At 70.4% G+C, this 14512-nt stretch carries 12 protein-coding genes; 7 read left to right on the top strand and 5 right to left on the bottom strand.

The annotated features are described in order from the left end of the window. Positions 1–141: 141 nt before the first annotated feature. Positions 142–2289: an MMPL family transporter gene (locus QQM67_RS23070; protein ID WP_314175984.1), complete on the bottom strand. Its 2148-nt coding sequence runs from the start codon at positions 2287–2289 to the stop codon at positions 142–144. Positions 2290–2764: 475 nt separating this feature from the next. Then, a complete protein-coding gene (locus tag QQM67_RS23065) occupies positions 2765–3526 on the bottom strand; it encodes a DUF5324 family protein (protein WP_314175983.1) in 762 nt (253 codons plus the stop codon). A 205-nt stretch (positions 3527–3731) separates the two neighbouring features. Between QQM67_RS23065 and QQM67_RS23060 the strand changes: the two genes are divergently transcribed. Beyond that, positions 3732–4259, top strand: a complete 528-nt coding sequence (locus tag QQM67_RS23060; protein WP_314175981.1) for a peptidylprolyl isomerase — start codon at positions 3732–3734, stop codon at positions 4257–4259. Positions 4260–4450: 191 nt separating this feature from the next. Beyond that, on the top strand, positions 4451–5332 hold the full coding sequence (locus QQM67_RS23055; RefSeq protein ID WP_314175980.1) for a rhomboid family intramembrane serine protease: 882 nt from the start codon (positions 4451–4453) through the stop codon (positions 5330–5332). Positions 5333–5648: 316 nt separating this feature from the next. Here the strand turns inward: QQM67_RS23055 and crgA are convergent, their stop codons facing one another. Then, positions 5649–5909: a cell division protein CrgA gene (gene crgA / locus QQM67_RS23050; RefSeq protein ID WP_314175979.1), complete on the bottom strand. Its 261-nt coding sequence runs from the start codon at positions 5907–5909 to the stop codon at positions 5649–5651. A gap of 126 nt (positions 5910–6035) precedes the next feature. Between crgA and QQM67_RS23045 the strand changes: the two genes are divergently transcribed. From QQM67_RS23045 to QQM67_RS23025, 5 genes are all read left to right on the top strand, one after another. Further along, complete coding sequence (locus QQM67_RS23045; RefSeq protein ID WP_314175977.1) at positions 6036–6773, top strand: DUF881 domain-containing protein; 738 nt, start codon at positions 6036–6038, stop codon at positions 6771–6773. A 121-nt stretch (positions 6774–6894) separates the two neighbouring features. Next, entirely contained in the window at positions 6895–7062 is a 168-nt protein-coding gene (locus QQM67_RS23040) for a hypothetical protein (RefSeq protein ID WP_171904167.1), read from the top strand. Then, entirely contained in the window at positions 7062–7730 is a 669-nt protein-coding gene (locus QQM67_RS23035) for an aminodeoxychorismate/anthranilate synthase component II (protein ID WP_314175974.1), read from the top strand. Before QQM67_RS23040 ends, QQM67_RS23035 begins: the two co-directional genes overlap by 1 nt. Before the next feature lie 5 nt (positions 7731–7735). Then, positions 7736–9796: a class E sortase gene (locus tag QQM67_RS30720; RefSeq protein WP_399067411.1), complete on the top strand. Its 2061-nt coding sequence runs from the start codon at positions 7736–7738 to the stop codon at positions 9794–9796. Positions 9797–9821: 25 nt separating this feature from the next. Continuing rightward, complete coding sequence (locus tag QQM67_RS23025) at positions 9822–10589, top strand: class E sortase (RefSeq protein WP_314175972.1); 768 nt, start codon at positions 9822–9824, stop codon at positions 10587–10589. 145 nt (positions 10590–10734) lie between these two features. Here the strand turns inward: QQM67_RS23025 and pknB are convergent, their stop codons facing one another. Together pknB and QQM67_RS23015 are read right to left on the bottom strand one after the other, a co-directional pair. Next, on the bottom strand, positions 10735–12735 hold the full coding sequence (gene pknB, locus QQM67_RS23020) for a Stk1 family PASTA domain-containing Ser/Thr kinase (RefSeq protein WP_314175971.1): 2001 nt from the start codon (positions 12733–12735) through the stop codon (positions 10735–10737). 220 nt (positions 12736–12955) lie between these two features. Then, complete coding sequence (locus QQM67_RS23015; protein ID WP_314175969.1) at positions 12956–14422, bottom strand: peptidoglycan D,D-transpeptidase FtsI family protein; 1467 nt, start codon at positions 14420–14422, stop codon at positions 12956–12958. Positions 14423–14512: the final 90 nt, after the last annotated feature.

Raw genomic sequence — 14512 nt, 5'->3', positions numbered from 1 at the left:
CGGCGCGCTGCCGGACGCCGCCGTCGAAGAAGGCGCGCCGGGCGCGACGAGCCGGGTGCCGTACGTCACAACACCGGGATCCGCCGCGGCAGTTGCCCGCCTCTTCACCCGCGCGAAGTCGGCCGGTCACCAGGGCACGACTCAGCCGCGTCGGCGCAGCGCCCCCGGCCACCACACCGCCGGACCGATGTCGCGCGCGAGCGCCGGGACCAGCAGGGAGCGGACGACGAGCGTGTCCAGCAGCACCCCGAAGGCCACGATGAAGGCGATCTGGACGAGGAACGAGAGCGGAATGACCACGAGCGCCGCGAACGTCGCCGCGAGCACCACGCCCGCGGAAGTGATCACGCCTCCGGTGGCGGTGAGCCCCCGGCGGATGCCGGTGCGGATGCCGTGCAGCTGCGCTTCCTCGCGCACGCGCGTGAGCAGGAAGATGTTGTAGTCGACGCCCAGGGCGACGAGGAAGACGAACCCGTACAACGGCACCGACGCGTCCGTGCCGCTGAAGTCGAGGAGTTGGCTGAAGACCAGCGCCGCGACGCCCAGCGTGGCAAGGAAGTTGAGCGCGACGGTCGCCACCAGCACCACGGGGATCAGCAGGGCGCGCAGCAGTGCCGCGAGGATCACGAGGATGATCAGCAGCACGACGGGGACGATGAGCGCCCGGTCGTGTTCGGCGGTCGTCTGGATGTCGTGCTGCTGTGCGGTGTAGCCGCCGACCAGCGCGTGCGCCCCCGGCACATCGTGTACGGACGAACGCAACCGCTCCACCGTCCGCTTGGCCTCGTCGCTGGACGCGCTCGCGGTGAGCGTGGCGTCGATGAGGACGCGGCCGTCCGCGACGAGCGGTTCGCCCTGCCCCGGTCGCCCCGTCTCGGTGCGCGGCACCGCCCCCGCGACCCCCTCCGTACGCGTCGCGGCACCCGCCACCTCCCGTGCCTTGGAGGCGTCGGCGACGATGACCGCGGGGTTGCCGGAGCCGCCGGGGAAGTGCTCGTCGAGGGTGCGCTGCGCGGTGACGGAGGGCACGTCCTTGACGAAGATCTCGTCGATCGGGACGCCGTGCGCGTTCAGCTGCGGCGAGAACGCCGCGCACGCGATGAGCGCCACGAGCGTGCTCGCCCAGATGCGGCGCGGCGTGCGGTCCACGCGGGAGGCGATCCTGCCCCAGACGCCGGTCATCGGCGCGGCGGCCGTCCCGTCGCCGCTGCTCTCCGCCCCGCTCGCCTCGTCCCTTTCCGCGTGGCCGTCGGCGGGCTTCGCCGTGGCCCGGGGGCGCGCGGGCCAGTAGACGGCCGGTCCCACGAGTACGAGCGTCGCCGGCAGGAACGTGAGCGTGCTGATGACGGCGCACACGATGCCGATGGCGCCGACCGGGCCGAGCGCGCGGTTGTTCGTGAGGTCGCTGAGCAGCAGCGCGAGCAGCCCGAGCGCGACCGTGGCGGCGCTCGCGGTGATCGCTCCGAGGGAGCGGCGCAGCGCCGAGCGCATGGCGGCGAACCGCTCGCCCCGCGCGGCGAGTTCCTCACGGAAGCGTGCCGACAGCAGCAGCGCGTAGTCGGTCGCCGCGCCGATGACGAGGATCGAGAGGATGCCCTGGACCTGTCCGTCGACGCTCACGACGTCGTCCTTGGCCAGTTCGTACACCACGGCGCACGCGAGGGAGAGTGCGAAGACCGCGCCGAGGATGATGACGAGGGGCAGCAGGACGCTTCGGTAGACCAGCAGCAGAATCAGCAGGACGACCACGAGTGCGACGACGAGCAGGATGCCGTCGAGCCCGGAGAAGGCGTCGGACAGATCGGCCTGGGTCGCCGCCGGGCCGGTGACCGACACCTTCGTACCCTCGACGCGGTCCGTGCGGTCGCGTACGTCGTCGAGGACGCCCGGAAGCGCGTGGTCGAGGTCGGCGCGGATCTGCACGGCTCCCTGGAGCGCGCGGCCGTCCTTGCTCGGGAACGCGGGCGAGGGCTTGCCGACGACGCCGTGGACGCCGGCGAGCGACGCGAGGGAGCGGGTCGCCGCCTCGCGCTGCCGCGGGTCGGTCTTCTTCCCGTCCGCTGCCGTCCAGATGACGACGGCGGGCAGCGTCTCGTCCTCCTTGAAGCTCTTCTCCGCGTCGATGACACGGGTGGACTCGGCGCTGCGCGGGAGGAAGGACGCCTGATCGTTGGTGGCGACGTCGCTGAGCTTGCCGGCGTACGGGCCGAGCAGTCCGCCGAGCGCGAGCCATGCAATGAGAAGGACGGCCGGGACGATCCAGCGGGTGACTCGCTGTGCGGACGGCATCTGTTGTTCCTCGCGGGCCGGGACCGGGACGTGGTCGGAGGCGGTCTGAGGGGGCGTGGGGCTCTCGGCGCTCCCGGCGCGCGCTGCCGAACGGCGCTGCGCACGGCGGGAGTTCGGGTGGTGGCTCGGGCTGTGACGACGGCGGGCTGCGGCGGGCGATAGCCGGGTGACGCCGGGACGGCGTGCTGTGGCGGTTGCGCACCGCGAGCCTACGCAACCGCGCGGGCGCCGCTCGTAGCCGCCCCCGGAGCCATCTGTGCGCGTGTGCGCCGGGCTCTCACGCGGTCCCCTGCTCCTCGGCCGCCGCCCGCTGCCCGCTCGCCCGCACCGGCATGCGGGAGCGCCCGTACCACACGTGAGGGCCGGCAGGCATGCGTGATGCCCGCCGGCCCGCGACGGCCGCGTCCCAGCCGGCCCGATCCGCTCGCCCGTTCGCCAGGGTGGCGCGCGCCTACGGTGGCCCGCGCCAATGCCCCTACTGGCCGCGCCTCTTGGCCTTCGCCTCCGCGTCCTTGGCCTCGGCCTCCTTGGCCTTCGCCTCGACCTCGGGGTCGAGCTGCCCGTCGCCCGCGCGCCGTTCGGCCGCGGCGGCGCCGCCCACCGACGACAGCGGGGCCCGATCGCCGACCTCCGTGGCCTCGGGCGGCTCGACGAGCCAGTCGGGGTTGGCCTGCTTGTCCCACCAGCGCCAGGCGGCGTACACACCGCCGGCCAGCAGGCCCAGCAGACCGAGCCGCCTCGCCAGCCGTCCCCTGCGCGCACGCTTGTCGCGCCTGCGCACGAGCTTCTCGATCTCCTTGGCCGACACCTGGCCTCGCAGGGCGGCGTACGCCGCCGCACTGCGCGACGCGGCTTCTTCCCGCACCGGCCCCGAGGCGCTGCGGGCGTCCGCGACTGCGCTCTCGATGCGCGGTGCGGCGTAGTCGGTCGCCTTGCGCGCCGCCTTGCGGGTGCGCTTGGCGGCCCTGGTCGCCGCCCGGTCCCACTCGGGCGGAAGGCTCCTGCGTGCCTTGGTGATACGTGGCACGACGAGCTGGTCGTATCCGTCACGCGCCGAGGTACGGGCCTGCCGCGCGGCATGCGAGACCTTCGGCCCCAGCCGCGCTCCCGCCTCGTGCGCGTACTGCACTGCGGTGTCCCTGGCAGTCCCTGCGTAGGGCGCCATGACCTCCGCTGCGTGCCGCACGCTTTCCCTGGTGTTCCCGGTCGCGGCGCGCACGGTGTCCATGCGGGTCACGGGTACCTCCTCCTCGGTGGCGTGTCACGGGCTGTGGGTCCTCCCCCGGACACAGTGTCGTTTTCCACCCGTTTCGAAGATCATGCCTGGCTGCGTCCACTCAAGCGCGCTGCGTGGGGGCATCCGGGTCACCGCCTCGTACTCACGGCCGGTCCGGTTCGTGGGAGGATCGGACGGGTCAACGCAGACAGATGGAAGGTAGATCGTGGCCGAGCAGCTCTACGCCACCCTGAAGACCAATCACGGCGACATCGAGGTTCAGCTCTTCCCGAACCACGCGCCGAAGACGGTCAAGAACTTCGTCGAGCTCGCAGAGGGCTCGCGTGAATGGACGCACCCGGAGACCGGCCGGAAGACGAGCGACAAGCTCTACGACGGCACCGTCTTCCACCGCGTCATCAGCGGATTCATGATCCAGGGCGGTGACCCGCTGGGTAACGGAACGGGCGGGCCCGGGTACGAGTTCGGGGACGAGATCCACCCGGACCTCTCCTTCAACAAGCCGTACCTGCTGGCGATGGCGAACGCCGGGCCGGGCACGAACGGTTCGCAGTTCTTCATCACCGTCGGCGCGACGGCCTGGCTCACCGGCAAGCACACCATCTTCGGCGAGGTCACGGACGCGGCCTCCCAGAAGATCGTCGACGCCATCGCGGGCATCCAGACGAACCCGCGCACCGACCGGCCCGTCCAGGACGTCGTCCTGGAGTCGGTCACCATCGAGCGCCGCTGACGGGCGAGGGCACCGCGAGCACGGAGAGGCCGGGGACGTCCGCCCCCGGAGCACGGGAACTGTTCCGCCCCGTCCGACCGTAGGAGAGGTACGGGGCGGAACCGTTCCGCACGGAGGAGCGCGGCGGAGCGCGCATGACGTCCGTACGCGACGCGATGTGAGACCGGAGGACGAGGGGGAGAGGACGGGCCGTGGAGGAGCAGCACCGGACTGAACCGCGGGTGACGTACTGCTATCGGCACCCTGACCGGGAGACCGGAATCAGCTGCGCCCGCTGCGAGCGCCCGATATGTCCCGATTGCATGGTTCCGGCCGCTGTCGGTTTCCAGTGCCCCGAGTGTGTGAAGAGCGGCTCCGGCACCGGGCACTCCCCGTCCGCGAGCGCGCCGCGCACCATAGCGGGCGGCGTCATCGCCGCCGACCGCCGGCTGATCACCAAGGTCTTCCTCGGCGTCAACGTCGCGGTCTTCATCGCGGTGCTCATCGCCGGCGACCGGCTGGTGAACGATCTGCTGCTGTTCGGGCAGGCGGTCACCGAGCCGTACGGACCGGTCGAGGGCGTCGCGGAGGGGCAGTGGTACCGGCTGCTCACCTCGATGTTCCTGCACCAGGAGATCTGGCACATCGCGATGAACATGCTGGGCCTGTGGTTCCTGGGCCCGCCGCTTGAGGCGGCCCTGGGGCGGCTGCGCTTCAGCGCGCTCTATCTGCTCTCCGGACTCGGCGGCAGCGCCCTGACGTTCCTCGTCTCGGCTCCCGGCCAGGCGTCGCTCGGCGCCTCCGGTGCGATCTTCGGGCTCTTCGGTGCGACGGCGGTGCTGATGCGCCGTCTGAACTACGACATGCGGCCCATCCTGATCCTGCTCGGCATCAACCTCGTCTTCACGTTCACCTGGCAGGGGATCTCCTGGCAGGCGCACATCGGGGGGCTGGCCGTCGGGGCGCTGATCGCTTACGCCATGGTCCATGCGCCGCGGAAGAACCGGCGGCTGGTGCAGTACGGAGCGTGCGCGGCGATGGTGGTGCTGATCGTGGCGGCATGCGTCGTACGGACGCTTCAGCTCGTCTCCTGAGCCGACCGCCAAGTCCCACCGTCCGGATCGCTCCACGTCCGGACGGCTCCGCTCCGCGGCCGGGACCCGCTCCGACCGGGGGCTTCGATCTGTTGTCCACAGAGCGTTCCGGATCTTGTGCATGGTGTTCCGGCCGGCTGTCCGGACTCGGTCACAGGTGCGTTTCCCCTGCACACGAGGGGCGAAGTCAGTTGAGCTGGAGAAAGTACCGGTAGGACGGTCGTCAACTCACGCAGAGTTATCCACAGATCTTGTGAAAGTTATCCAGCCCTGTGGACCGGGCTGTGGATAACTCCTCGCGTGAGATGGGCGGGAGCTACTTCCACTGAGTGGAGACGACGAAACCCGCCGCGATGAAACCGAAACCGACCACGATGTTCCAGCTGCCGAAGGCCTCGACGGGCAGCTTGCTCTGGGTCACGTAGAACAGCACGATCCACGCGAGACCGATCAGGAACATCGCCAGCATCAGCGGTGCCACCCACCTGCCGCCCGAGCCACCGAGGTTGATCTCGGTCGCCTTCTTCTCCGGGGGCGGGGTGAACTCTTCCTTTTTGCGGATCCGTGACTTCGGCACGAGAGTCTCTCCTGTCGACGGCTTCCCTTACCGCGATGGGGTCCCTCCGAACGGGACCGAGGGGGATGTGACGCTGTGGTGGTCCGTTAGCGTAGTGCTTCCCCGCGGTGGAGGGAGACGAGGGTAGTGACCAGATTCCGAATCCGTCCTGCACGGCTGGCCACCCTGGGGGTCTTCGCCCTCGCCGGTCTCATCTTCTGGATCAGTTTCAACACCGCACATGGTACCGATCTGCGCAGCGACTCCTCGATGCTGCGGCTGTCCGATCTCATCCAGGAGCGCAGCCGCAAGAACGCCGAACTCGACTCCTCCGCCGCGGCCGTGCGCAGCCAGGTCGACCGCTTCGCACGCCGCGACAGCGGAAGCAGCAGCGCGGAGAACCGGAGGCTGGCCGGCCTGGAGAAGGACGCCGGCACCAAGAAGGTCTCGGGAGCGGGGCTGTCCGTCACCCTCGACGACGCACCGCCGAACGCCACCGCGCAGATCCCCGGAGTGCCCGAGCCGCAGGCCAACGACCTCGTCATCCACCAGCAGGACCTGCAAGCCGTCGTCAACGCCCTGTGGAAGGGCGGCGCGAAGGGCATCAAGATCATGGACCAGCGGCTGATCTCGACGAGCGCCGTGCGCTGTGTGGGCAACACCCTCATCCTCCAGGGCCGGGTCTACTCACCTCCGTACAAGGTGACCGCCGTCGGCGATCAGAAGTCGCTCAGGAAGGCACTCGACGAGTCGCCCGCGATCCAGAACTACCTTCAGTACGTCGACGCCTACGACCTCGGCTGGAAGGTCGACGAGCGCAAGTCCGAGACCCTGCCCGGCTATTCGGGCACCGTCGACCTGCACTACGCGAAGCCGACCGGGTGACGCGGGCCGCGGCCCGGACCCACTTGCCCGACTGGCCCCCTTCGCCGTGCCGCGGCCCCGTACTCTGGTGGGCGCGCCTCAAGGGCGAGGACCGACGGTAGGGAAGGGACGGCACGCAGGGATGTACGGCTGGATCTGGCGGCATCTGCCGGGCAACACATGGGTGCGGGCGCTGTGCTCGCTCGTGCTCGCGCTCGGGGTCGTTTTTCTGCTCTTTCAGTACGTCTTCCCCTGGGCGGAACCGCTGCTGCCGTTCAACGACGTGACCGTCGACGGCGGTGGCAGCTGATGCGCGCCGCCCGCATCCTCGTCGTCGACAACTACGACAGCTTCGTCTTCAACCTCGTGCAGTACCTCTACCAGTTGGGCGCCGAGTGCGAGGTCGTCCGGAACGACGAGACCGAACTGCGCCACGCCGACGACGGGTTCGACGGCGTGCTGCTCTCGCCCGGGCCCGGCACCCCCGAACAGGCCGGTGTCTGCGTGGAGATGGTGCGGCACTGCGCGAAGGGCGGCGTGCCCGTCTTCGGCGTCTGCCTGGGCATGCAGTCGATGGCCGTGGCCTACGGGGGCGTCGTGGACCGCGCGCCGGAGCTGCTGCACGGAAAGACCTCGCAGGTTTCGCACGAGGGCGCGGGCGTCTTCGCGGGGCTGCCCTCGCCGTTCACGGCGACGCGCTACCACTCGCTGGGCGTGGCCGGTGACGCCGTTCCGGAGGAGCTGGACGTGACCGCGCGCACGGCCGGAGGTCTCGTGATGGGGCTGCGCCACCGCGAACTGCCCGTCGAGGGCGTGCAGTTCCACCCCGAGTCCGTGCTGACGGAGTGGGGTCATCTCATGCTCGCCAACTGGCTTGCCGAATGCGGCGACGCGGGCGCCGTCGAGCGTGCCGCCGGGCTGTCCGGGGTGCGGGCCGGCGCCGAGGCTGCCGGGGGCACGGCCGCGGGGGGCAGGTGACGGGGATGCCCCCCGATGGGGAGAACGCCTACGGGCGCCCGTACGGCGATCCCTACGCGGACGCCTACGGCGGCACGTACGGCGATCCCTACGGCGAGCCGGACGAGGGCGATCCGTACAGTCCCCGGCAGTCCGCGGGCGGTTGGGCCTACGGGCAGGGCGAGGAGTTCCAGCGCGCCGTCGACCAGCTCGCCGATCCGCTGAGCGATCCGCTCCCGGGGCAGGGCGCTGCGCGGGGCACGCCGCGGGAGCAGGGCTACTCCGGGCCGGGTGGGCCGGCGCAGGGGCAGCCGGGGTATTCGCCACAGGGGTACCAGTCGGCGCCGTCCGCGCCCTCCGGGCAGCAGGGCTACTCCTCGCAGATGTACGGGGCCGGAACGTACGAGGGGTATGCGCAGCAGTACTCGGGCTCCGGCGGCTACGACGGCCATCAGGGGTACCAGGCGCGCGACGCCCAAGGGCAGCGCGGTCAGCAGGGTCAGCAAGGGCAGGAGGCGCAGGGCGGGGTCTCGCCGTGGTTCCGTCCGCACCGTGAGCCGGAGCCGGCCGGGGAGGCCGGGCCGCAGGACGGCGGGCAGGGCTCCTCCTCCGCCGCCCCGACGCAGCAGAGCTACGGCGGCAGGCGCGAAGTGCCGTACGGCGGCGGGCAGTCGGGCCGATCGCAGCAGTGGCAGGGGGAGCGGGAGCCGCAGGCGAGCCCCGGCACGGCGGCGGGGCCGCCTCTGCGAGGGGAGCGGCGTGCCGTCGCCGGTTGGGGTGGCGCCGCCGCGGCTTCCGCGGCCCCTACGCAAGCACCCCAGGCACCCCGAACCGCCCAGACCCCGCAGACCCCGCAATCCCCGCAGGCGCCGCAGCAGCCGCGGAGTCCGCAGGCTCCGGGTGAGGGCCGGGCGCAGCGCAGGCGTGCCGCGCCCGGCTCCGCCTCCGCTCCGGGCGCTCCCGGCGCTCCGGGCGGCGCGGGCCCCGCCGCACCGGGCCATGGCGCGGCCGCCACCGGAGCGCCCGCCCCCGGAGGTCATGGACGCCGCTCCGCACCGTCGCACCGGCGCGAGGCGCGGTTCTCCGAGACCGCGCCGATGCCCGTCGTCGACGAACCCGGCGGCGCCCGTACCGAGGACGCCCCGGCGCCCGACGCCCCAACTGGCCGCTCCGCGCGCGGAGTCGGCGGCGCCGGCGTCGTCGAGGAGGACGACGACAAGACGAACACCCGCACCGTCGGCCTGGTCCGCCCCGGCTCGGAGGCGCTCGGCGGACGCGCCGCCCGCCGCCGCGCGGCCCAGCGCCGGAACAGGAGCGGTGCGGCGCCACCGCCCGTGGCGGCCGGTACCCGCCTGGAGGCCAGGCGCGCGGAGCGGGCCCGCCGCGAGGGCCCCGCGATCATCGCCAGCCGCTTCCTGGGCGAGGTGTTCATATCGGCGGGCGTCCTGATGCTGCTCTTCGTCGCCTACCAGCTGTGGTGGACGAACGTACTGGCCGGGCAGGAGGCGGGCGGCGCGGCGCAGAGCCTCCAGGACCAGTGGAAGGGCGGCGGCGGAGACGGCAAGGCGCGGCTCGATCCCGAGCGCAGGGCCGACAACTTCGCGCCCGGCGAGGGCTTCGCGATCATCTACCTTCCGAAGCTGGACGTCCGCGCGCCCATCGCCCAGGGCGTCTCCAAGCCGAAGGTGCTCGACAAGGGTCTCGTCGGCCACTACGACGGGCAGCCGTTCAAGACCGCGATGCCGTGGGACAAGAAGGGCAACTTCGCGCTGGCGGCCCACCGCAACACCCATGGCGAGCCGTTCCGTTACATCAACCGCCTCGTCGCCGGCGACGACATCGTGGTCGAGACGGCGACGAAGTTCTACACGTACAAGATGGTCAGCCGGCTGCCGTCCACGTCGCCCGCGAACACCCGTGTGATCGAGCCCGTTCCGCAGGGTTCCGGTTTCCAAAAGCCCGGCAGGTACATCACGTTGACCACGTGCACGCCCGAATTCACTTCGAAATACCGGCTCATCGTCTGGGGCAAAATGGTCGAGGAGCGTCCACGCAGCAAGGGCAAGCCGGACGCTCTCGTCGAGTAGGGAACAGCAGAAACGGGCGGTAAGCGTGTCACAGACCAAACACGGCAGGGGCGGGAGGCCGGGGGCGTCGTCGTCCCTTCCGCCCCCTCCTCCCGCGTCCGAGCGCGGGCGCAGGGCCGCGCGCCGTCGCCGCGTCTCCGCGCTGGTCGGCTTCGTCGGCGAACTCCTCATCACCGCGGGCGTCGTGCTCGCGCTCTTCGTCGCGTACTCGCTGTGGTGGACGAACGTGCTCGCCGAACGCGACTCCAAGCGCGCCGGCGACAAGGTGCGGGAGAGCTGGCTGCACGACCGCACCCCGGGGGCCCTCGACACCAAGGACGGCATCGGCTTCCTGCACGTACCGTCGATGTCGCGTGAAGACGTGCTGGTGATGAAGGGGACCGACGCCGAGGAGCTCAACAAGGGCGCGGCGGGCTACTACACGAAGCCGGTCAAGTCGGCGATGCCGCAGGACCAGTCGGGCAACTTCTCCCTGGCCGCCCACCGCGACGGGCACGGCGCGAAGTTCCACAGGATCGACAAGATCAGGAAGGGCGACGCGGTCGTCTTCGAGACGAAGAACACCTGGTTCGTCTACAAGGTCTTCTCGATCCTGCCGCGCACGTCCAAGTACAACGTCGACGTGCTGGACGCAGTGCCGAAGGGCTCCGGCAAGCGGAGCGAAGGGCGGTACATCACGCTGACCACGTGCACGCCCGTCTTCACCTCCAAGTACCGGTACGTGGTCTGGGGTGAGCTGGAGCGCACGGTGGACGTGAACGCGAAGCGGACTCCGCCGAAGGAACTGCGCTGACACGCGGGCCGGTTGGCCCGGCCCGCACACTCGCCCCGTCGCACGACCGCGCTCGCACGACCGCGCTCGCACGACTGCGCTCGCACGACCGCGCCCCCGCAGCGAGATCGCTGCGGGGGCGCAGTCCGTGCGTCCGGTACCGCCGTCAGGACTTGTCGCGGCTCCTGTTCGGCCCACCGTCGGGGCCTCCGAAGATGCCGTCGTCGCCGTCGGCACCGCCGTCGTCGCCCGGCTGGCCCGGGCGGGCGATGATCGTGACCGTGTCGCCCTTCTTGCCCTGGGTGTTGGCGGGCGGGTTGGTGGTGACGACGGTCGCGTCGTTCTCGTCCGGCGCGCCCTGGACCTGGACTGTGAAGCCCGCCTCCTCCAGCGTGTCACGGGCGTCCGCGACCAGATCGTCCGTGACGTCCGGCACCGTGGCGGGCTCGTTGTCCGGCGCCTTCGCGACGGTCAGCGTCACCTGGGAGCCGGCCTTGGCCTGCTGGTTGCCCGTCGGGTCCTGCGCGAGGACCTCGCCGGCGGGCTTGTCCGGAGCGTCCTGCTCCTTGCGGGCCACTTCGAAGCCCCGCTCCTCCAACAGGTCCTGCGCGGCGTCGAATTGCTGGCCGACGACGTTGGGCACCGCCGTGGTCTGCTCCTCGGCGACGGTCAGGACGACGGTCGAGCCCTTCGGCGCCTTGCCGCCGCCGTTCGGGTCCTGCGTCAGCACGGTGTTGGGCGTCTCGTCCGACTGCTGGGTCTTGCGGCTGACCTTGAAGCCCGCGTTCTGGAGCTCCTGCTTGGCGTTGGGGAAGGACTTGCCCTCCACGTCCGGAACGTCGACCGGGGCCGGGCCCTTGGACATGTTGAGCGTGACGGTCTCGCCCCGATCGATCTGGGTGCCCTCGGCAGGGTCGGTGTCGCAGACCGTGTTCTTCTTCTCGTCGCAGAACTTGCTGCCGCCCTTGGTGACCTTGAAGCCGCCGTTGCTCGCGAGGATCTTGGCCTGCTTGAAGCTCTCCCCCGCCAGGTTGGGCACCTTCGCGGTGTTCCCGGGGCCGCCGCTGAAGAGCGTCTTGCCGATGAAGATCGCGCCGACGAGGATGAAGATCGCCGCCAGGACGAGCAGGATCGTGGAGAGGTTGCTCCGCGACTGACGCCGGCGGCCGCCTCCCCGCCCGTCGTCGTAGTAGCCGCCGTTGTCGTCGCGGACGGGCGGCATCATCGACGTCTGTGAGTCCTGCGCCCGCAGCGCCGTGGTGGGCTGGTCGTCGGGGTAGCCGCCGTAGCCGCCGACGGCGGCCAGGGCCGCCGTGGCCGCGACGGGCTGCCCGTCGAGGCAGGCCTCTATGTCGGCGCGCATCTCATCCGCGCTCTGGTACCGGTAGTCCGGGTCCTTGACCAGCGCCTTCATCACGATCGCGTCCATGTCGGGCGAGATCTCGGGGTCGAAGACGGTCGGGGGCTGCGGATCTTCCCGTACGTGCTGATAGGCGACCGCGACGGGAGAGTCCCCGACGAACGGCGGCCGGTTCGTGAGCAGTTCGTAGACCAGACAGCCCGTGGAGTACAGATCGGAGCGGGAGTCGACCTGCTCGCCCTTGGCCTGCTCCGGCGAGAGGTACTGGGCGGTGCCGATGACGGCCGCGGTCTGCGTCATCGTCATGCCGGAGTCGCCCATGGCCCGCGCGATGCCGAAGTCCATGACCTTGACCTGGCCGTTGCGGGTCAGCATCACGTTGGCTGGCTTGATGTCGCGGTGGACGATGCCGCTGCGGTGGGAGTACTCCAGTGCCTGGAGGATGCCGACGCACATCTCCATCGCGCGTTCGGGCAGCAGCTTGCGTCCGGAATGCAGCAGTTCGCGGAGAGTGGATCCGTCCACGTACTCCATCACGATGTACGGGATGGAGACGCCGTCCACATAGTCCTCGCCGGTGTCGTAGACAGCGACGATCGCCGGGTGGTTCAGCGATGCGGCCGACTGGGCCTCGCGGCGGAACCGGGCCTGGAACGACGGGTCACGAGCCAGGTCGACGCGGAGCGTCTTGACCGCGACGGTCCTGCCCAGGCGCGTGTCATGGGCGAGGTAGACCTCGGCCATGCCGCCGCGGCCGAGCACTGAGCCCAGCTCGTACCGGCCGCCGAGGCGACGCGGCTCTTCCATAGTCTCCAGCCCTCTCCGTTCGTCCGGGCCCGTATCTGACGTACGGCACGGCGGTGTGCTGCTCGGGATACGGTACCCGCCCACTCGTGCGGGTCGGTCGTGACTGAGGTGACTGACGTCACCACTTGCGGTGCCGCCGGGGTGGTTTCGGTCACGTCTCCGGAGTCCGCCGGGCGAACTCCCCCGCCCCGGTGGATCTTGGTGGTGAGCGCCGAGTACGTCATTGCTTGTCCTCGAGCACGGCCTTCATCACGCCCTTGGCTACGGGGGCGGCGAGCTTGCCGCCCGCGATGTCGCTGCGCAGTGTGTCCGAACCTTCGATGACGACGGCCACCGCGACCGGCGCGGAACCGTCCTTGGCCTTCGCGTATGAGATGAACCACGCATAGGGGTTCTCGCTGTTCTCCACACCGCGCTGGGCGGTGCCCGTCTTGCCTCCGACTGTGACGCCCGGGATCTGAGCGCTGGTTCCCGTGCCCTTCTGTACCACGGTCTCCATGCCCTGCTGGAGTTTCTGTGCGTTCTCCGAAGAGACCGGGCGGCTCATCTCGGTCGGCTTGTGCTGCTCGACCACGTTGAGGTTCGGCGCGACGAGCTGGTCGACCATGTACGGCTTCATCAGGGAGCCGTTGTTGGCGACGGCGGAGGCGACCATGGCCATCTGGAGCGGGGTGGCGCGGTTGCTGGCCTGGCCGATGCCGGCCATCGCGTTCTGCGGCTTGTTGTCCTTCGGGTAGACGCTCTCGGCCGCGCGGACCGGGGTGTCCACCTTCTTGTTGTTGAAGCCGAACTTGTCGGCCGTCTCGATCATCGACTCGTTGCCGAGCTTGTGGCTCATCTTCGCGAAGACGGTGTTGCACGAGAAGCGCAGCGCGTTGCGTACCGTGGCGTTCTCGCAGGGGATGTTGCCCTCGTTGCCGAGCTTGGTCTGCGAGTCCGGCAGCTTGTACGGGTCGGGGCTGTCGGTGGCCTTGTCGAGATCGAACTCGCCGCTCTCCAGGCCCGCCGCCGCGGTGACGACCTTGAAGGTCGAGCCGGGCGGATAGGTCTGCCGCAGCGCCCTGTTGAGCATCGGCTCGTCCTCGTTCTTCGCCTTCTGGAGCTTCGACCACTCCTCGGTGTCGGCGTCGCCGTTGCCCGCGAAGCTCGACGGGTCGTACGACGGCGTGCTCGCGAGGGCGAGGATGGCGCCGGTCTTGGGGTTTATCGCCGCGACCGCGCCCTTCTTGTCGCCGAGGCCCTCGAAGGCGGCCTTCTGCGCCTTGGCGTCGAGCGTCGTGACGACGTTGCCGCCCTTCTGCGGCTTGCCCGTCAGCATGTCGATCGTGCGGTTGAAGAAGAGCCGGTCGTCGTCGCCGGTGAGGATGCCGTCGTTGAGGGCCTCCAGCTGGTTCGCGCCGAAGGCCTGCGAGGCGTAGCCGGTCACGGGCGACCACATCGGGCCGTTCTTGTACGTGCGCTTGTAGCGGAAGTCGCCGCTCTTGGTGTCCGTGGAGCCGGTGATCGACTTGCCGTCGACGATGATGTTGCCGCGCGGCTGCGAGTAACGGGCGATCGCGACGCGTCGGTTCTTCGGGTCCGTCTTGAGCTCGTCGGCCTGGACGAGCTGGATCCAGTTGTCGCGTACCAGCAGGGCGAGCACCAGCAGGCCGCAGAAGATCGCGATCCGGCGCAGTGGCTTGTTCACTGTGCATCACCTCTTGCGGATAGCGGGTTCACGTACGCGGTCCGGTGCGCCGGCACGGTCTGGTGCATGGGTACGGTCTGGTTCACGTAC

It is taken from the genome of Streptomyces winkii, assembly GCF_032248595.1.
Lineage (GTDB): Bacteria > Actinomycetota > Actinomycetes > Streptomycetales > Streptomycetaceae > Streptomyces > Streptomyces winkii.
The sequence above is the reverse complement of the archived record's forward strand: the minus strand, read 5'-3'. Positions and strand labels throughout refer to the sequence as shown.

Coding starts and splice junctions, on each gene's coding strand:
- QQM67_RS23070 (WP_314175984.1), bottom strand. CDS start 2,289: ATGCCGTCCGCACAGCGAGTCACCCGCTGGATCGTCCCGGCCGTCCTT.
- QQM67_RS23035 (WP_314175974.1), top strand. CDS start 7,062: ATGCGCGCCGCCCGCATCCTCGTCGTCGACAACTACGACAGCTTCGTC.
- QQM67_RS30720 (WP_399067411.1), top strand. CDS start 7,736: ATGCCCCCCGATGGGGAGAACGCCTACGGGCGCCCGTACGGCGATCCC.
- pknB (WP_314175971.1), bottom strand. CDS start 12,735: ATGGAAGAGCCGCGTCGCCTCGGCGGCCGGTACGAGCTGGGCTCAGTG.
- QQM67_RS23040 (WP_171904167.1), top strand. CDS start 6,895: ATGTACGGCTGGATCTGGCGGCATCTGCCGGGCAACACATGGGTGCGG.